Below are 17,559 nucleotides of genomic sequence, written 5' to 3'. Positions count from 1 at the left end.
GAGTACGTCCGAATCCACTCGGAATTGCTAACACCTGTTCCAAACCCCAAATTAAAGTATATTTAAAAGTTAACAACATAAAAAGCAAAAATGGAAAAATCAGAAATCAAAAAAAATCCAGCCTTTTTAGAATATGTTTTAAAGCTTAATGGAAATATTGAACTCGATGAAGCTTTTGAGCTAAGTTTGAAAAAAATTGATGAATTGGACATCGCTAAATTAGAGAGGATTGGTTTAAACACTTATGAAAAAGGTAAATGGTCTATTCATAAAATACTACAACATTTGATAGATTGGGAAAGAATTTGGTGTTATCGTGCTATATTGTTTGCTCGTAATGAAGGACATATTCCAGAAGCACTTGATCAAGAAATAATGGGTACAAATTCAAATGCAGATGAATTAACCATTGAACAGTTGGTAAATGAGCTCAGAATTGTACGTCAATCAACTATTATGATGTTTAAATCTTTTAATCAAGATATTCTCGAAACAAATTGTGTCTTTTTTGAATACGAAATGCCTTTATATACAATTGGTCTAACAATAACAGCTCATCAAATCCATCATTTCAACATCATAAAAGAACGATATTTTCCACTAGACAAATAAAGAGTTAATAAATCAAATAATTCTATTACTAACATTGATTATATGTAGCTGTTTGTTCTAGTCTATTTCAAAAAATACTTATCCATTTCACGCAACAAACTACATATAAAATTATTATACTCAATTTAATAATATGCAACACAATTAATTATAAATGCATTGCATATTATTATTTAGTTAATTTTAATTAAGCTGTCTCTTGTATTCTTTGTTTCGTTTTTTCAAACATCCAATACTGCCCAGAATAATTAGCTTCTTTAGTTAAATGAGGCATATTATTGAATTCTCCACCATTAAAGATATCTAAATCCATTTTGTCTCCTCTAAACATTGTACTTAATCGATAATATCCAGGTTGGTTAGAAGTTTCTTCAATCTTCCAAAATTGTCCAGAATAATTAGCTTTAGGTACTAAATGTAACATATTGTTATATTTCCCTCCGTTGTAAACATCTAAACACATTTCAGATCCTCTAAACATTGTACTTAAACGATAATAACCCTTTTGTTCTGATGGTTGTATAGACCAATATTGTCCAGAATAATTAGCTTCGGTAGTTAGGTGAGGCATATTATTGAATTCTCCACCATTAAAAATGTCTAAATCCATTTTGTCTCCTCTGAACATTGTACTTAAGCGATAATAAAAATTTGAATCAAAGCTCATAATTAAATGTATTAAATATTTCCTACTCTATTTAAAAATTGGCTTTTCGGATTCCACCTTTGTAATTTAAACAGGTAGTAGCTACTCAATCGAATAATTTGTTTTTAATTACAACACAAAGTTGAAAAAATAAAAGGGTATTTTTTGAAAAAATGTAACAAGAGCATAAATCTTATACATTAACCTATGAATTCTAGGTATGGCCGGTAAAAAGACAAAATATAAAAATGGTTTAGTACTTGTGTAATGAACCAACCTATATCTAACACATTTAAAATTAACACTTTATAAATACTGACTAATCTCTGTATTTGTATCTAACTCCACAGATTCTTTATTTTGTTGAAATAAACGTGCTGTATAAACTCCTCGTAATACAATTGAATCTCCGTTCACTTCTAGCCAACTTCCTTCACGTAATCCTAATACAGATGTTTCATTAAAAATATGATATTCTTTAATACGAGTTTCTCTAGTTTCTCCCATATGGGTAGAATCTGGATTCGGATCTAAATAATGTGCATTGATATTAAACGGAATAAATCCTAAAGTTTTAAAACTTGGTGGATACACAATAGGCATATCGTTAGTATTCATCATCGTCACGCCACAAATATTACTTCCTGCACTAGTACCCAAATACGGAGTTCCATTTTCTACAGCTTTTGTTAAATCTGGAATGATATCATTTTTATACAATTGATTTACCAACTCAAACGTATTTCCTCCTCCAGTAAAAATTGCCTCCGCGTGTTGAATAGCTTCCTTGGGATTTTCATACTCATGAATTCCTCTTACCTCTTTATTAATTGTAGCAAAAGCATTACGAGCTATCGCTGTATATTCATCATAAGTTTTCCCACTTGCACGCGCATAAGGGATGAACAAAATTGTTGATGCTTCCTTAAAAAAATCAGTTAAGGTTGGTAAAATATATTCTAAATAACCACTTCCATGTACTGTAGAGGTGCTCGCTATTATTAATTTTTTCATGTATACAATATCTATTTATACTTGATTAGCATCAAGTATCTTTTACTAACTCTTTATATTTCAAATTAACAAAAATTTACCATGTCGTTAAAACATTTTTAAGACGAGTTGGTAGTTTATTTGTGCTATGAGAAACTTTTTAATTGCTTTTTTTACTTTCTACTCGTGTTTACTATTTGCTCAAAACACTCCTAAAATTATTACCGGTACTGTTTTTATAGATAGCATTCCAACACAAGATGTACATATTATCAATAAGAAATTAACAGTAGGTACAATATCTAATGAAAACGGGAGGTTTGAAATTTTAGCTACAAAAAATGATGTTCTCTTAATTTCTCATCTAAACCTAGAGTATAAAGAGTTTACTATTGCTCAAGAGAATATTCAATCAAGAAACATTGTTATTTATGTTGATAGCAAAAGTCATATGCTTGATGAGGTGGTTTTGGAAAGAAAAAAAGGAATTTTTGAAGTAGATAAAGACATTATGCCTAACAATGCTCCGGTTGTCAACGCCAAAACATTAAATCTTCCTTATGCTAATAACAAACCGAAAGATGAAAAGACAGTGAAAATAGAATCTGGAGTAACTATAGGTCTCACAGGGCTTATCAATGCGCTTAATGGAAAAAACAAACAAAAAAGATTATTAAAAAAACTAAAAGTAGAAGATCAAAACCTAGCAAAAATCAGAAAACATTTTACTGACGGTTTTTTTGTTTATCAACTCAAAATTAAAAAAGAACACATTAACTCGTTTCTAGAGAGTTGCATTTCAAAAGGCATCGTTTACCTATATAAAAAGGATAAAGTTTTAGAACTCACCTCTGTATTGATTGAAAATAGTAAAAATTCTCCTTACCTACTAGAAAATGAACATATAAGACTCACACAAAAATAACTGTATGATAAAACAACTACCCTTCACTTTACTTTTTATAATCTCTTTAAAAATATCAGCTCAAGAAAACCGAAAGTTTTTGTACGCTAGTGTAAATGATGAATTAGGTCCAATTCCTAATGTACATGTTATAAATATTAACACAAAACAAGGTACATTTACCAATGATAATGGTGAATTTCGAATCTTGGCAAAACCAAATGATACCTTACGTTTATCGTTCGTAGGATATGAAACCAAAAAAATTGTAGTTAAAGTCAATCACTTTGGTATAGTAGAGAATAAAATAGCGCTTAAAAAAGAATTGATTGAGCTTGATGAAGTTCAAATTAAAAAACACAATTTAACAGGTTCTCTTTATGCAGATTTAAAACAAACTCCTAAAGACATTGCAGAAGCTAAATCTGAAAATGCATTAGATTTTTCTAAAATTAACTTTAAAGAATCTGTAGTATCTGATATTGATATAATAGCCCGAGGAAAAGCTCCTAATATGAGAAAAGAAACCGATCCTACAGCTAAATTTGCTGGTGTTGGAGGTGGGGTTAGCTCAGGTCCGGATAAATACTCTCAAGAACTTAAAAGAACACGAAAAGAAATTAGCTTTAAAGAAAGCTTTCCTAAAAAATTACTTTCTGAATTCGGTTCACACTTCTTTTTCGTTGAACTAAAAATTCCAAAGGAAAAATATCTTCATTTTTTAGAATATTGTAATTCTTTAGATATAGAAAAGTTATATAAAAATGGAAATATTCTCAAAGTAATTAATATCTTACAGCAAGAGAGTCATACTTATCTAAAAGCAATAAAGGAAAAAGAATGAAAAAGCTATTATTACTTTCTATCTGTTTAATCTTCTCCTTAAAAATTGTATCTCAAGAGCGTAGATCTTTCTTTTACGCTTCGATATACGATGAAGTGGGTGCAGTATCAAACGCACATATTATCAATCTAAATACAAAACAAGGTACTTTTAGTAATGATGCTGGTGAATTTCGAATTTTAGCAAAACCAAATGATACCTTACGTTTATCATTTGTAGGCTATGAAACCAAAAAAATTGTAGTTAAAATCAATCACTTTGGATTACACGAAAATACGATTCAACTTACAAAAGTTCCTATTGAATTAAATGAAGTGGAGATAAAAGAGCACAACCTTTTAGGATACATATCTACCGATACCAAACATATCAAATCTGAAAAAGAAATTAATGCTAAGACCCTAAAATTGCCGTTCGCAGGTTCCAGAATTTTAACTCCTGCAGAAAGAAGATTACATACAGCCATGTCGAGTTCTGCTGGTATCCCCATAGACCCTTTACTTAATTGGATATCTGGTAGAATAAAAAAACTAAAGAAGTTAAAAGCGATTGAAGACAAAGAAAAGAGGATACAGCTTATACATAACAATTATCACATATTCATAAAGCATGAACTTAGAATTTTACAACAAGATATTTCTAGGTTTATCTATTTTTCTGAAGAAGCTGATGATTTCAAACACTCTCTTTTAAATAATGAGGTAGCTATGATATCCTTCTTAAAAGAGAAATCAGAAGTATTTAAAAAACTAAATCCAAAAAACTACCCCGAACACAAATAATCAATTATTTTTCAAATCTTTAGCCTTACTTTTTTCCTAAAATATTTGTATCTTTAGAAGAAACACAAAAATAGTCTTGTAATGAAAAAAGTATTGCTTGTCTTTATTTTCCTATCACAAATTGTGTTCTCTCAAGAAGAACGAAAAACGTTATTTGGAATCATTTATGATGAAAATGGCGTACTAGAAAATGCGCATATTGTTAACTTTTCTACAAACCAGGCTACATTTTCAAATGAAAATGGTGAATACAGAATTTTTGCAAAACCTAATGATTCTATCAGGTATACATCAATTGGATATAAAACTATTTTTGAAAAACTAACCAAAGAAGACTTTAATAAATATCGAAAAAGAACCACCTTAGAAAGACAAGATTATGAATTAGAAGAAATTTCGTTAAGAACCAATGAACTTTCTGGAGACCTTACTAAAGACTTAAAAAAAGTAAAGCGTGATAAATTACAAGAGATTGCTACCAAGGCTACAGATTTTTCTAATGTAAATTATGATAAATATGCCTCTGATGATCACATTAGCAAACATGTAAAACCAAATCTAGTTAGAGTTGATCCTACTACTACTTTTGAGGGCTTTGGTACTACCAATAAAATTCCTGTTAAAGAATCAGAAAATCTGTGGAAACTTCGTCAAGAACTAACACTTAAAGAAAATTTTCCTGCTAAATTACTAAACGAACTAGGTGAAGATTTCTTTTTTGTGGAGTTAAAAATTCCAGTAGACAAGTATTATAACTATCTTGAGTATTGCAATCCGTTAGGAATTGAAAAGTTATATCAAGAAAATGAAATGTTAAAAGTGATTAAAATTTTAAGAAAAGAACACTACAGTTACCTTAAACTTATCGAAAAGCAGTAACTTGGCTTAGTTTTTGACCTAGTTTTATTCATGAAAAAAGTTATTATTTTCCTTTTTGCTTTTACTTTATTGTCATTTACAATACATAAATACTATATTGCTTTAACTGAAATTCAATATAGAGAAGATACTCGTAGCATTCAAATGATTATGAACGTATTTATGGATGACATTGAAGTTGCCATCAATAACGATTATAATGTAGATTTACAATTAGACACTAAAAATGAACTTAAAAATACTGATGCTTATTTTTTTAAGTATTTAAAAGAACACTTTAAGCTAACAGTTAATAACAAGAATGTTGAATACAAGTTTATTGGAAAAGAATACGATGGCAATATTGTTTATTTTTATTTAGAGATAGAAAATATATCAATGCCTAGTTCTATTCAAATAGAAAACGACATTTTAGTTAAATATTTTCCTGATCAACAAAATCTTATCAAAGCCACAATAAAAAATAAACGTAAAAGTTTGTTCTTATCTAAAAAAAATGATAAAGGTTTGTTAAATTTTTAAGACACTCTCTTTTTTACCAACAAGATTTCATTAACTTTCCGCATATTTTTCAAAATTAACAAACAAAAGATGAGAAAATACTCTACTCTACTATTTTCAGCCCTTTTTGTTTCAGCATCGTTATTTGCGCAAGAAGCACCAAAAAAAGAGCCACAAAAAGGTCATGTCGATCAAAATAAATTTCGCCAGTTAAAAGACTTTTTAGCAACACCTAATGATCAACGCACAGCTTCAGGAGCTCCAGGTCATGCATATACACAACAAAAGGTTGATTATGTAATGAACTTACGCTTAGATGAAGCCACTAACAAGATTTATGGTGAAGAAGATATCACATACCACAATAACTCTAAAGACAATTTAGAGTATTTATGGTTACAGTTAGACCAAAACATGCGTGCACCTGACTCTGAGACCCCTTTGGCTGAATCAAAAGGTGCTAGTGGTTTTCAAACGCCAGAAAAATTTGTAACAGATAACATGGGAAAACCTAAAAATTTTGGTTTTAAAATTGAATCTGTAAAATATGCTGATGGTAGAGACTTATCTCACACTATTAACCGCACGATGATGCGAATTAACTTACCTAAGCCATTAGCTCCAGGTGAAGTTTTTAAATTTAAAATTAAATGGAACTATCTAATCAACAACTCTGTTAAAGATGGAGGTCGTTCTGGTTTTGAAGTATTCCCTGATGGTAACAAAAACTATACTATTGCACAGTTCTTTCCAAGACTTTGTGTGTATAACAATGTAGAAGGTTGGCAAAACATGCAGTTTTGGGGACGTAGTGAATTTGCTTTAGAGTTTGGTGATTATGATGTAAAGATTACTGTACCTGCTGATCATATTCTAGATGCAACAGGTGAATTACAAAACGAAAAAGATGTACTTAGTAAAGAACAACGTAATCGTTGGGAAAAAGCAAGAAAATCATATAAAAGTCCTGTTTTTATTGTAACTCAAAAAGAAGCTGAAGAGAACGAAAAAGCAGGAACAACTCAAACAAAAACTTGGCATTTCAAAGCGAATCAAGTACGTGATTTTGCTTTTGCTTCTTCAAGAAAGTATATTTGGGATGCTATGGCTGTAAATATTAATGGTAAAACAGTTATGGCTGTTTCTTTATACCCAAAAGAAGGAAACCCTTTATGGGAAGAGCATTCTACTAAAGTTGTTGCTAATACCTTAGAAGAATACTCAAAATTAACATTTGATTATCCATACTCAAAAGCAATTTCAGTACATGCAAAAGATCAAGGTATGGAGTATCCAATGATTTGTTTCAATTTTGGACGTCCAAATCCTGATGGAAGCTATTCTGATAGAGTTAAAAATGGAATGATTGGAGTAATTACACACGAAGTTGGTCATAACTTCTTCCCTATGATTGTGAATTCTGATGAACGTCAATGGACATGGATGGACGAAGGTTTAAACTCTTTCGTTGAAACGTTAGCAGAATTAGATTACGACCCAAATTACAATACAGGTAACTTACCAAAAGATATTGTACGTTATATGAGCTTAGATCAAAATAACTTAAGCCCTATCATGTCTCAAGGTGATTATGTACATAACTTTGGACCAAATGCTTATACAAAGCCTGCTGCAGGTTTATACATGTTACGTCATACAATTATGGGACCTGAATTATTTGATTATGCATTTAGAACCTATTCTAAAAGATGGATGTTCAAGCACCCTACTCCTGCTGATTTCTTTAGAACTATGGAAGATGCTTCAGGAATGGATTTAGATTGGTTTTGGAGAGGATGGTTTTATACTACCGATTATAATGATATAGGTATTAAAGAAGTGAAACCTCTATACTTAACGGACAAACCAAACGAAAAAACAAAAAAATTACAAGAACAGTATCCTTCTTATTTTGCTCGTTTAGGTAAGTTAGTATACTTGACTACAAATAAAGATGAAGCTAATTCAGCAGACGTAAAGTCATACATTAACGGATTATCGACAGATGAAAAAGCTGGTTTAACTGATATTCCTGCATATATGTATGAAGTAGAGTTTGAAAAACCAGGTGGGTTAGTAATGCCTATTATTGTAGAGCTTACCTATGCTGATGGGACTAAAAAGCGTGAAACTTTCCCTGCTCAAATTTGGAAGAAAGACGACACTAAAGTCCTTAGAGTGTTTACTTCTTCTAAAGAAATTAAGAGTATAGTAGTCGATCCAGATTTAGAAACAGCTGATATTGATACTTCAAACAACAGTTGGCCTAAACAAACTACCAATAAGTTTGATGCTTTTAAAAGTAAAGCAAAGAACTAGATTAAAGTTCTACTATATAAACATAAAAAAGCAGCTTTTAAAGCTGCTTTTTTATATTCTTAACTTATTGTAATTATTTATTAAATAACTTATTTACATCATTAAATGTAAGTAATTTCGAAACCGTCATAACATCTGGATCTCTACTCACATATTGCTGAATTTGTAATAACGTAACTCCTTCTTCTTTTGTGTATTTAAGCCAAACTACTTCTCCATTTGCTTTTATTTTATAAGGATCTCTTGGACTTTCTTCAAATCCTTTAGCAATTATTTGATATAGTTTTTCAATATCATTATCAAGGTTTTTAAACGAAAAGTGAACATATTCATGTATCGGGTCATTTATGTTTTTATAATAGAAATTATAAGCTTCATTGCCTATTTTCTCTAAATAAACATATTCAATTTTACCAGTAACTTCAGTTTTAGTGGTTTCAATAAATTCAATTTGTGAATACGATACAGCTGAAAGCATAAGTGCTGCTACAAAAAGGAGTTTTTTCATAAATTTAAGGGTTTGAGTTTGATATTGTTTTTAATTATAACTAAAACAACAACGTCTTTTACAACTAAAAAGTATTTAGTTAATATCTTTTATTTTAAACATCTAAAAAACAATCATTTATTAAAAAATATTCATAAAAACTCTATTATTTCTTCATTAGGATTGGATATATCTCTAGTTATTACTATTAAGTTTCATGTTCTTTCACACCTTTAATCACTTATATGCCAATAGAATAACTTTCTTTTTTTATAAAAAACTAAGGTCAATAATTTATACATTTAAATGTCTTACTTTTAAAATTAATTTAATCTCTCAAAAAATAATGCCAAAGCAACTTTCAATTCTCTTTCTAACTATTTTTAATCTCACTGTATGCTTTTCTCAAACAAACAAATACAGCAGTATTGAACTTGAGAATTTTAAGAGCAAATTTTATTTGAATAGAAAAATAGGAATAGATAGCTCTTTATATTATATGGATAAACTATCTCAAAGCGATAACATTTCTTATAAGACATTTGCATATGCAGCCATTGAGTATCTTAAAACGAGGGAAAAACAACCTGTTGATATTAATTATTACAAAAATACTATTCAGAGCTCTCTGCTTAACATTCCTGAAACAAAGCAAAATTATTCCATGCTCTTTGATATATATATTTTGCTAGGAAATACAAATAAAAGGAGAAACTTAATCAAGCCTGCATTAGATCATTATTTAAAAGCGGAAAATTATGCGCTACAATCTGATGATGTTGAGCGAATAATTAAGATTAAAGGCAATATAGCGTTAATATATCAAGACATGGATGAGCTTGAAAAAGCTCTTTTAAAAGGTAAGGAAACACTTGCTCTCTTGGAAGAAAAAAAACAAGTTCTAGGAAACAAATATCTTACTCAAAAGTATAAGACAGAATTAAATCTAGGAGCTATTTATACGACTTTATATAAAAAAGACACTTTAAATCATAAATTCATAGATTCTGCATTAACTCATTATAACAAGTTACTAAAAAACAAAGACTTGAATAATGAAGATTATTATACTGCTAGGATTTATTACAGTTTAGGAACAGCTTACAGCTTAAAAAAAGAATATGGTAATGCTAATATGTATCTTGATAAAAGTTTAACTCTTTTTAAAAAAGTGAATTCCCTATCATATCTATATAAGGCTAATTACAATTCGGGCTATAATCATTTTATGTCTAATGATTATGATAAAGCTAAAAAGCATTTTCTTCATGCTCTTAATCTAAAAAAAGATACTTTACTGGATTATAATTATATCAATACCCTAAATTATTTATCGAAAATTTATTCTCAACAGAAAAAAATTGACTCCGCAAATTACTTTTTGAACAGCTTTTTAAAAGCTTATAGTAAAATGTCTACCAAAGAAAGACAACAATTTAAAGAAGCATATAAAATTGATAAAGAAACAGACTTTAAAAAGAAAATTCATAAGCTAAATAAACAGACATATCTATATACCCTTTTAATTTCAATTCTTGTTCTAACATTAATCGTTGCGGGTATTTTTATTATAAAAAATAAAAGAGAAAAGAATAAAGCAAAAAGTAAACTAGACGAATTATTAGCTAAACACTCAAACTCTGAATACAATTTAAATACCTCCAATAGAATAAAAATAAATGACGAACAACACCAACAGATTATTGATGGTTTATTTAAAATAGAGAAGAATCATTATTATTTAAAAGAGGATTTCAACCTATACAATGCCGCTAAGAAAATAGGCACCAATACAACCTACCTATCTAATGTCATTAAAAAGTATAAAAAAATGAGTTTTAATGACTATACAAATGAGTTACGTATTGATTATATAGCTAAACTGTTGACAAATGATAAAAAGATTAGATCGTATACAACTCAAGCCATAGCGGAAATTGCTGGATATAAAAATGCCAAATCTTTTACTCGTATTTTCAAGAAATATACAGGAATAACTCCTTATCAATTTATAGAAAAAATTAATAAGGAGTTATAAATCTGCATTAAAATTACACTAGGTTTACTATAAACATAGTGGATTTTTATAAGGTAACATAGTTATAGGATCTATGATTATTGGAAAGCAATTTTCTTCTCCATCTGTATCAGGTCCTCCATCTAGCCTTGTTCCTTTTGCTAATATTTTAGATTTTTCTTCACGAGTTAATTTATACTTCTTTAATGACTCAATAGATAGATATTTCATAAGTTTAAATTTTTAGTTAGGTAAAATTATCTTTTTTACCTACTACTTGCTCACATATACTCTTCTCTCCTTACAAAACAAATATAAACACTTAACTACCAATTGTTTAAACTAGGTTTTGTAGTGGTATTTTTTTTAAATAATCCCACCCTTTTTCTTAAATAATGACTTCCATCTCTTCTTTTCTTCTATCAAATGCTCAATATTTGTGTGGAATAATTCAAAAAATGCGGAACCTGAAAAGCATATATAAGAGTAAGGAAAATTAAAATTAATTAACCATGTTAAAATCAATTTCAAACTTAGGAAACGTTTTGAATAAATCAGAACAAAGGACTATTAATGGAGGCCAAATTACTTGTCCAAGAGGTCAAGTACTAAAGTGCAACTGGTTGGGGTGCTGGTGTGAAGCAGAATACGTTGAAGAACTTCCTAAGGACTTTGATCATTAAAATTATTAACAACTAAAATCAAGAAATTATGTTAAAGTCAATTTCAAATTTAGGGAACGTTTTAAACAAAACAGAACAAAGAGAAATTAATGGAGGTTTAATACAATGTCCTGACCATACAAGATATGTGTGTATAGGCATACCTCCTATGGTATCATGCTGGTGTCAACCATTTGTTCTTCCAGGTGATGAGTTGATGAAGTAATCAAAAAAATAAAGCCACTTATCTGAATATAAGTGGCTTTATTAAATATTAAACTAATTTCTTAGCATTCTTCACTTTCTGTTTAGTAAGTGCAATATCTATTACCTCACTCATATCTGTTACATAATGGAACTGTAATCCTTTTAAGTAACTTTCTTTAATTTCTTCTATATCCTTTCTATTATCAGCACAAAGAATTATTTCTTTAATATTAGCTCTTTTTGCTGCTAATATTTTCTCTTTAATCCCTCCTACTGGTAGTACTTTTCCTCGTAGTGTAATTTCACCTGTCATTGCCAGTTTATTTTTTACTTTACGTTGCGTAAAAACCGACACTAATGAAGTTAACATAGTAATACCTGCACTTGGTCCATCTTTTGGAGTAGCTCCTTCTGGTACATGGATATGTACATCATATTTATCCAATACTTCTGGATTAATACCAAACTCTTCAGCATTCGATTTAATATATTTCATCGCAATTGTTGAAGATTCTTTCATAACCGTACCTAAATTACCTGTAATAGAAAGATTTCCTTTTCCTTTGGATAAAATAGATTCAATAAATAAAATATCACCACCAACACTTGTCCATGCTAAACCAGTAACTACACCAGCAACATCATTATTCTCATACTTATCGCGTTCTAAACGAGCAGGGCCTAAAATCTTTTCGATATCTTCATTCGTTAAAACAACATTATACTCCTCTTCCATTGCGATAGATTTTGCTGCAAAACGAACCACTTTCGCTACTTGTTTCTCTAAACCACGAACTCCCGATTCACGTGTATAACCTTCAACTATTTTTTCTATCTGCTTTTTACCAACAGTTAAGTGTTCACTCGATAATCCATGCTCTTTTAACTGCTTAGGAAATAAGTACTTCTTAGCTATTTCAACTTTTTCTTCAATAGTGTATCCAGATACATTGATAATTTCCATACGATCACGTAAAGCCCATGGAATTTCACCAATATTGTTAGCTGTAGCAATAAATAACACTTTAGAAAGATCATAACCTACTTCTAAATAGTTATCGTAAAAGTGCGTATTTTGCTCTGGATCTAATACTTCTAACATTGCTGATGAAGGATCTCCTTGATGGCTTTGTCCTAGTTTGTCAATTTCATCTAATACAAAAACTGGATTTGATGTTCCTGCCTTTTTTATATTCTGAATTAAACGCCCTGGCATTGCCCCAATATATGTTTTACGGTGACCACGTATTTCAGCTTCATCACGTAAACCACCTAATGACATACGTACATATTTACGACCTAATGCTTCTGCTACCGATTTTCCTAACGATGTTTTACCAACACCTGGAGGTCCGTATAAACAAATAATAGGCGATTTCATATCTCCACGTAACTTTAAAACAGCTAAGTGTTCGATAATACGTTCCTTTACTTTTTCTAAACCAAAATGATCTCTATCTAGAATTTTCTGAGCTCTCTTTAAATCAAACTTATCCTTAGAATACTCGTTCCAAGGTAACTCTAACATCAATTCTAAATAGTTACGCTGCACCCCATATTCTGCCATTTGAGGGTTCATACGCTTCAATCTATTTAATTCCTTGTCGAAAGTCTCAGCTACCTCTTTATTCCATTTTTTAGATTGAGATTTAGTACGCATCTCATCTAACTCTTGATCGTGAGATACTCCTCCTAATTCATCTTGAATAGTTTTTAACTGCTGATGTAAATAATATTCACGTTGCTGCTTATCTAAATCAGATCTTGTTTTAGATTGAATATCATTCCGCAATTGTAGCTTTTGAAGTTCTTTATCTAAATTTTTTAGTGTTAATAGCGCGCGCTCTTTTAAATTATCTTTTTCTAACAACACTTGCTTTTGCGCTACACTCAACTCCATATTTGATGAAATAAAATTCACCAAAAACGAGCTAGATTGAATGTTTTTAATTGCAAAAGACGCTTCAGAAGGAAGCATTGGATTCTCCTTAATAACTTCTAAAGCTAACTCCTTAATAGAGTCAATAATTGCATCAAACTCTTTTTGATCGTCAATATCACGCTCATCTTTAGCTTCATGAACTTTAGCTTTTAAATAAGGTTCTTCTTGCGTTATCTCTTCAATTTCAAATCTCTTTTTCCCTTGAATAATAACAGTTGTATTACCATCAGGCATTTTTAACACGCGTAAAATTTGCGCTACTACACCTGTTTGATAAATATCATCAATCGTAGGATCTTCTATTTCGGTATCTTTTTGTGCTACAACTCCAACTACTTTATCTCCTTTGTTAGCATCTTTAATTAACTGAATAGATTTATCTCTTCCTGCTGTAATTGGAATTACAACTCCCGGAAATAATACAGTATTACGTAATGGAAGAATTGGTAACTCTTCTGGAATACTTTCTTGATTTATTAATTCTTCGTCTTCTGGTGTTAATAAAGGTATTAACTCAGAATCTTCATTAAAAACATCTTGAAGCGACAAATTGTCTAAATGAATTATTTTTGATTTGCTCATATCTTAATATATTCTGTCATAGTGGCATTATTTATCATATAAAAAAATAACACCCACTAAATAAACCCTGTAAACTATTGATAAACAATAAATAAACGTACACTAATGCTTACCCTCTATTCTATTAGTCAATTGTTATGCCAAGAAAATTATAAATAACTTAAATTGTAACTAATTTTGTTGTCAGTCGTCATATAGGTATCATTGTTAACAAAAACTAGCCATAAAATGAAAACCAAACTCTTATTTCTTTCCTTTATTGTACTAATTTTCAGCTGTACTTCTAATAAAAATTCAGCAGATTTTATAGAGAAAGCAACAGGACGTTATTACTTTAATGCCGATGAAATTATAGAAGTTACTTTTAATGATGATGATAAACTACTCTTAAAATGGCGTAATCAAGATTTAGAGCCTTTAAAAGTTAATGATTCTACCTTTTACGTTCGTGAACTAAATGAAAAATTGATTTTTAATTCAGATAAAAACAATATAGAATTAGCTGAAAAGCGTGAACATGAGGGAGAAAAGTATGTTTTTGAAAAACTAAAAAAAGGTGAGAAACTACCTAGCGAATATTTAGCTGAAGGTAATTTTGAGGCTGCTTTAAAAGGTTACAAAGCTATTAAAGAAAAAGATAGTTTAACTCCTGTAATTAGAGAAAAAAACCTAAATGATTTGGGATATATGTACCTTAGAAATAAAGAATATAAAAATGCTATTAACGTTTTTAAGATTAATATCGAATTGTACCCAAATAGCTCTAATACTTACGATAGTACAGGTGACGCTTATGCTAGAATGAAAGATACAGCAAATGCTATTGAATATTATAAAAAAGCATTAACAATAAACCCTGAAAATAGAAGTTCTAAACGTGCTTTAGAGAAACTTACTTCTAAAGATGAAGAATAATGAACAAATTAAAATACCCTATTGGAAAACCTAGTATTCCTACTGAAATATCTTCTGAATTAATTACTGAGTGGATTACTACCCTAGAGCTTTTTCCTGAAAAATTAAAGAGACTTGTTAACAACCTATCTGAAGAACAATTAGATACCCCATATAGAAAAGACGGGTGGACTATTAGACAAGTGATACATCACTGTGCTGATAGTCATCATAATTCTTATACTCGTTTTAAATGGACACTCACTGAAGATAAGCCTGTTATTAAAGGGTATTTTGAAGACCGTTGGGCAGAGTTATTCGATTCTAAAACAGCTCCAATTCAACTTTCGTTAGATGCACTAAAGGCATTACATGCTAAATGGGTTTATTTCTTAAAAGGTTTAACAGAAGAAGATTTAAACAAACATTTTATTCACCCAGATGGGAATGAAGATGTGAGATTAAAAGATAATATTGGTATTTATGCTTGGCATTGCAACCACCATTATGCACATATTGAGCAATTGTTAATCAGAAAGAACTGGAACTAAACATTCTTAGAGTAAAATAAGCATCGCGATACCTATAAAAACCACTATTTGTGCCCATTTTAGGTATACTCCTACTTTATCGTGTTGTTTTAAATACTCCGATATCTTTCCTGCTAAGATAGCTATTGAAGAAAAGATGATAAATGAGCTTAATATAAACAAGCCTCCTAGTACATAAAACTGTATGACATTTGACAAGGTGTCAGAGAACAAAAACTGTGGAAAAAAAGCTAAAAAGAAGATAGTCACCTTCGGATTTAACACATTCATCCAAAATCCTCTTTTATATAATTGTAAGGTTGATTTTTTCTGAACATTCTCAGTAGAAAATGCAATTTTAGCATCGCTTTTATATACTTGATAGGCTAAATACAGTAAGTATCCTGCTCCAAATAACTTAATGATAAAAAACAAATTTGGATTTTGTTTAATGATTTCAGAAACTCCAAAAGCCACCAAAGTAGTATGAATTATACATCCTGTCATTAAACCGCCAACAGTAGCTAATCCATATTTTTTTCCATTAACAATACTTTGTGTTAATACAAAAATATTATCAGGACCAGGTGAAATAGCTAAAGTAGTCGTAGCGAACACAAAAGAAATGAGGGTTTCTAGCATAAATTAACTTTCAGCTAAAATAGCTTTATTGATTCTTTTTACCAAACTAGGTCCTTCGTAAATAAATCCTGTATAAATTTGTACAAGATCTGCCCCAGCTTTCAGCTTTTCTAAAGCATCCTTTTCAGAATGGATGCCTCCTACTCCTATAATTGGAAATGCTTTGTTAGAGTTATCTGCTAAATACTGAATCACTCTTGTACTTCTCTCTTTAACTGGTTGTCCACTTAAACCTCCATTACCAATTTCTTCCAAACGTTGCTTAGAAGTCTTTAAACCTTCTCTATTTACTGAAGTATTCGATGCTATTACTCCATCAATTTTGGTTTCTGCAACCAATTCAATAATTTCATCTAATTGTTGGTTATTTAAATCTGGAGCTATTTTTAACAAGATTGGTTTTTGCTGTGCTTCTGCATTATTTAATTTCTGAACTTCAGTGATCAATTCCTTCAAATAATCAGCGTCTTCTAATTTTGCATGGCTAGATACATTTGGACAGCTTACATTTAGTACAAAATAATCTACATACGGATGTAATCCTTTAAAGCAAGTAACATAATCTTCCGTATAATTTTCAGGAGCTGTATTGGTGTTTTTACCAATGTTTCCCCCAATAATTATTTTTCCTTTGTTCTTTTTTAATTGCTCAACAGCTGCTGCTAACCCTTCATTATTAAATCCCATTCGGTTGATGATTCCTCTATCATCTTTCAAACGAAATAAACGTTTTTTAGGATTTCCTACTTGTCCTTTTGGTGTTACCGTACCAATCTCAACAAAACCAAAACCAAAATCTGCTAACTCGTTGTATAAAACTGCATTTTTATCAAATCCTGCAGCTAATCCTACTGGATTTTTAAAAGTCAATCCAAATAAGTTACGCTCCAATTTTTTATCATTTACTTGATACATTCCTCTAAAAATAGATGGAACTCCAGGTATTTTTGATAAGAACTTTACCAATGAAAATGTAAAGTGATGAATCTTTTCCGGATCAAAAAGGAAGAAAATTGGGCGAATAAGTAATTTGTACATCAGTTTATGTTGGTTTGTTTTAATTATGACTTCTCGACTACGTTTGAGGTGATATTCTTGTGTTTTTTATTTAAAAAT

Annotated in this window: 18 protein-coding genes; 11 read left to right on the top strand and 7 right to left on the bottom strand. The window is 30.1% G+C overall.

Going from position 1 to position 17,559, the window contains the following annotated elements; genetic code table 11:
* Positions 1-90: 90 nt before the first annotated feature.
* Complete coding sequence (locus tag ACQY6M_RS02130) at positions 91-612, top strand: DinB family protein (RefSeq protein WP_428743027.1); 522 nt, start codon at positions 91-93, stop codon at positions 610-612.
* A gap of 187 nt (positions 613-799) precedes the next feature.
* Here the strand turns inward: ACQY6M_RS02130 and ACQY6M_RS02125 are convergent, their stop codons facing one another.
* Positions 800-1,279 (bottom strand): RICIN domain-containing protein, encoded by a 480-nt coding sequence (locus ACQY6M_RS02125; RefSeq protein ID WP_428743028.1) that lies wholly within the window; start codon positions 1,277-1,279, stop codon positions 800-802.
* 285 nt (positions 1,280-1,564) lie between these two features.
* On the bottom strand, positions 1,565-2,272 hold the full coding sequence (gene pepE, locus ACQY6M_RS02120) for a dipeptidase PepE (protein WP_428743029.1): 708 nt from the start codon (positions 2,270-2,272) through the stop codon (positions 1,565-1,567).
* A gap of 127 nt (positions 2,273-2,399) precedes the next feature.
* On the opposite strand from pepE, the gene ACQY6M_RS02115 reads away from it, so the two are divergent.
* From ACQY6M_RS02115 to ACQY6M_RS02090, 6 genes are all read left to right on the top strand, one after another.
* Complete coding sequence (locus ACQY6M_RS02115; protein WP_428743030.1) at positions 2,400-3,176, top strand: carboxypeptidase-like regulatory domain-containing protein; 777 nt, start codon at positions 2,400-2,402, stop codon at positions 3,174-3,176.
* A 4-nt stretch (positions 3,177-3,180) separates the two neighbouring features.
* On the top strand, positions 3,181-3,999 hold the full coding sequence (locus ACQY6M_RS02110) for a carboxypeptidase-like regulatory domain-containing protein (protein ID WP_428743031.1): 819 nt from the start codon (positions 3,181-3,183) through the stop codon (positions 3,997-3,999).
* Positions 3,996-4,781, top strand: coding sequence for a carboxypeptidase-like regulatory domain-containing protein (locus ACQY6M_RS02105; protein WP_428743032.1), 786 nt, complete (start codon positions 3,996-3,998; stop codon positions 4,779-4,781). Before ACQY6M_RS02110 ends, ACQY6M_RS02105 begins: the two co-directional genes overlap by 4 nt.
* An 81-nt stretch (positions 4,782-4,862) precedes the next feature.
* The gene (locus ACQY6M_RS02100) at positions 4,863-5,660 is read left to right on the top strand and encodes a hypothetical protein (protein ID WP_428743033.1); all 798 of its coding nucleotides are present in this window, start codon (positions 4,863-4,865) and stop codon (positions 5,658-5,660) included.
* A gap of 30 nt (positions 5,661-5,690) precedes the next feature.
* Complete coding sequence (locus tag ACQY6M_RS02095) at positions 5,691-6,182, top strand: DUF6702 family protein (RefSeq protein WP_428743034.1); 492 nt, start codon at positions 5,691-5,693, stop codon at positions 6,180-6,182.
* 69 nt (positions 6,183-6,251) lie between these two features.
* Positions 6,252-8,480: a M1 family metallopeptidase gene (locus ACQY6M_RS02090; protein WP_428743035.1), complete on the top strand. Its 2,229-nt coding sequence runs from the start codon at positions 6,252-6,254 to the stop codon at positions 8,478-8,480.
* A 73-nt stretch (positions 8,481-8,553) separates the two neighbouring features.
* On the opposite strand, the gene ACQY6M_RS02085 is transcribed toward ACQY6M_RS02090, so the two are convergent.
* Positions 8,554-8,988, bottom strand: a complete 435-nt coding sequence (locus ACQY6M_RS02085; protein WP_428743036.1) for a hypothetical protein — start codon at positions 8,986-8,988, stop codon at positions 8,554-8,556.
* A gap of 325 nt (positions 8,989-9,313) precedes the next feature.
* Here ACQY6M_RS02085 and ACQY6M_RS02080 point away from each other — a divergent pair, with 325 nt between their 5' ends.
* Positions 9,314-11,005 carry a helix-turn-helix domain-containing protein gene (locus ACQY6M_RS02080; protein ID WP_428744904.1) on the top strand — a complete coding sequence of 564 codons (1,692 nt, stop codon included), beginning with the start codon at positions 9,314-9,316 and terminating at the stop codon, positions 11,003-11,005.
* Between the two features lie 27 nt (positions 11,006-11,032).
* On the opposite strand, the gene ACQY6M_RS02075 is transcribed toward ACQY6M_RS02080, so the two are convergent.
* On the bottom strand, positions 11,033-11,215 hold the full coding sequence (locus ACQY6M_RS02075) for a hypothetical protein (RefSeq protein ID WP_428743038.1): 183 nt from the start codon (positions 11,213-11,215) through the stop codon (positions 11,033-11,035).
* Between the two features lie 480 nt (positions 11,216-11,695).
* On the opposite strand from ACQY6M_RS02075, the gene ACQY6M_RS02070 reads away from it, so the two are divergent.
* Positions 11,696-11,872: a hypothetical protein gene (locus tag ACQY6M_RS02070; RefSeq protein ID WP_428743039.1), complete on the top strand. Its 177-nt coding sequence runs from the start codon at positions 11,696-11,698 to the stop codon at positions 11,870-11,872.
* 48 nt (positions 11,873-11,920) lie between these two features.
* On the opposite strand, the gene lon is transcribed toward ACQY6M_RS02070, so the two are convergent.
* Positions 11,921-14,377, bottom strand: a complete 2,457-nt coding sequence (gene lon / locus ACQY6M_RS02065; RefSeq protein WP_428743040.1) for an endopeptidase La — start codon at positions 14,375-14,377, stop codon at positions 11,921-11,923.
* 228 nt (positions 14,378-14,605) lie between these two features.
* On the opposite strand from lon, the gene ACQY6M_RS02060 reads away from it, so the two are divergent.
* Both ACQY6M_RS02060 and ACQY6M_RS02055 read left to right on the top strand, forming a co-directional pair.
* Positions 14,606-15,292, top strand: a complete 687-nt coding sequence (locus ACQY6M_RS02060) for a tetratricopeptide repeat protein (protein ID WP_428743041.1) — start codon at positions 14,606-14,608, stop codon at positions 15,290-15,292.
* Positions 15,292-15,822: a YfiT family bacillithiol transferase gene (locus ACQY6M_RS02055; protein ID WP_428743042.1), complete on the top strand. Its 531-nt coding sequence runs from the start codon at positions 15,292-15,294 to the stop codon at positions 15,820-15,822. Before ACQY6M_RS02060 ends, ACQY6M_RS02055 begins: the two co-directional genes overlap by 1 nt.
* A 6-nt stretch (positions 15,823-15,828) precedes the next feature.
* Here ACQY6M_RS02055 and ACQY6M_RS02050 read toward each other — a convergent pair whose 3' ends face one another.
* Positions 15,829-16,443, bottom strand: coding sequence for a LysE family translocator (locus ACQY6M_RS02050; RefSeq protein ID WP_428743043.1), 615 nt, complete (start codon positions 16,441-16,443; stop codon positions 15,829-15,831).
* Between the two features lie 3 nt (positions 16,444-16,446).
* Complete coding sequence (locus ACQY6M_RS02045; RefSeq protein ID WP_428743044.1) at positions 16,447-17,481, bottom strand: quinone-dependent dihydroorotate dehydrogenase; 1,035 nt, start codon at positions 17,479-17,481, stop codon at positions 16,447-16,449.
* Positions 17,482-17,559: the final 78 nt, after the last annotated feature.

Source organism: Tenacibaculum sp. (genome assembly GCF_050290165.1).
GTDB lineage: Bacteria > Bacteroidota > Bacteroidia > Flavobacteriales > Flavobacteriaceae > Polaribacter.
This window is presented reverse-complemented; position numbering and strand designations above follow the sequence as displayed.

Excerpts from the sequence above, each read along its gene's own strand:
- ACQY6M_RS02130 (WP_428743027.1), top strand. The coding sequence starts at position 91 with ATGGAAAAATCAGAAATCAAAAAAAATCCAGCCTTTTTAGAATATGTT.
- ACQY6M_RS02125 (WP_428743028.1), bottom strand. The coding sequence starts at position 1,279 with ATGAGCTTTGATTCAAATTTTTATTATCGCTTAAGTACAATGTTCAGA.
- pepE (WP_428743029.1), bottom strand. The coding sequence starts at position 2,272 with ATGAAAAAATTAATAATAGCGAGCACCTCTACAGTACATGGAAGTGGT.
- ACQY6M_RS02115 (WP_428743030.1), top strand. The coding sequence starts at position 2,400 with ATGAGAAACTTTTTAATTGCTTTTTTTACTTTCTACTCGTGTTTACTA.
- ACQY6M_RS02110 (WP_428743031.1), top strand. The coding sequence starts at position 3,181 with ATGATAAAACAACTACCCTTCACTTTACTTTTTATAATCTCTTTAAAA.
- ACQY6M_RS02105 (WP_428743032.1), top strand. The coding sequence starts at position 3,996 with ATGAAAAAGCTATTATTACTTTCTATCTGTTTAATCTTCTCCTTAAAA.
- ACQY6M_RS02100 (WP_428743033.1), top strand. The coding sequence starts at position 4,863 with ATGAAAAAAGTATTGCTTGTCTTTATTTTCCTATCACAAATTGTGTTC.
- ACQY6M_RS02095 (WP_428743034.1), top strand. The coding sequence starts at position 5,691 with ATGAAAAAAGTTATTATTTTCCTTTTTGCTTTTACTTTATTGTCATTT.
- ACQY6M_RS02090 (WP_428743035.1), top strand. The coding sequence starts at position 6,252 with ATGAGAAAATACTCTACTCTACTATTTTCAGCCCTTTTTGTTTCAGCA.
- ACQY6M_RS02085 (WP_428743036.1), bottom strand. The coding sequence starts at position 8,988 with ATGAAAAAACTCCTTTTTGTAGCAGCACTTATGCTTTCAGCTGTATCG.
- ACQY6M_RS02080 (WP_428744904.1), top strand. The coding sequence starts at position 9,314 with ATGCCAAAGCAACTTTCAATTCTCTTTCTAACTATTTTTAATCTCACT.
- ACQY6M_RS02075 (WP_428743038.1), bottom strand. The coding sequence starts at position 11,215 with ATGAAATATCTATCTATTGAGTCATTAAAGAAGTATAAATTAACTCGT.
- ACQY6M_RS02070 (WP_428743039.1), top strand. The coding sequence starts at position 11,696 with ATGTTAAAGTCAATTTCAAATTTAGGGAACGTTTTAAACAAAACAGAA.
- lon (WP_428743040.1), bottom strand. The coding sequence starts at position 14,377 with ATGAGCAAATCAAAAATAATTCATTTAGACAATTTGTCGCTTCAAGAT.
- ACQY6M_RS02060 (WP_428743041.1), top strand. The coding sequence starts at position 14,606 with ATGAAAACCAAACTCTTATTTCTTTCCTTTATTGTACTAATTTTCAGC.
- ACQY6M_RS02055 (WP_428743042.1), top strand. The coding sequence starts at position 15,292 with ATGAACAAATTAAAATACCCTATTGGAAAACCTAGTATTCCTACTGAA.
- ACQY6M_RS02050 (WP_428743043.1), bottom strand. The coding sequence starts at position 16,443 with ATGCTAGAAACCCTCATTTCTTTTGTGTTCGCTACGACTACTTTAGCT.
- ACQY6M_RS02045 (WP_428743044.1), bottom strand. The coding sequence starts at position 17,481 with ATGTACAAATTACTTATTCGCCCAATTTTCTTCCTTTTTGATCCGGAA.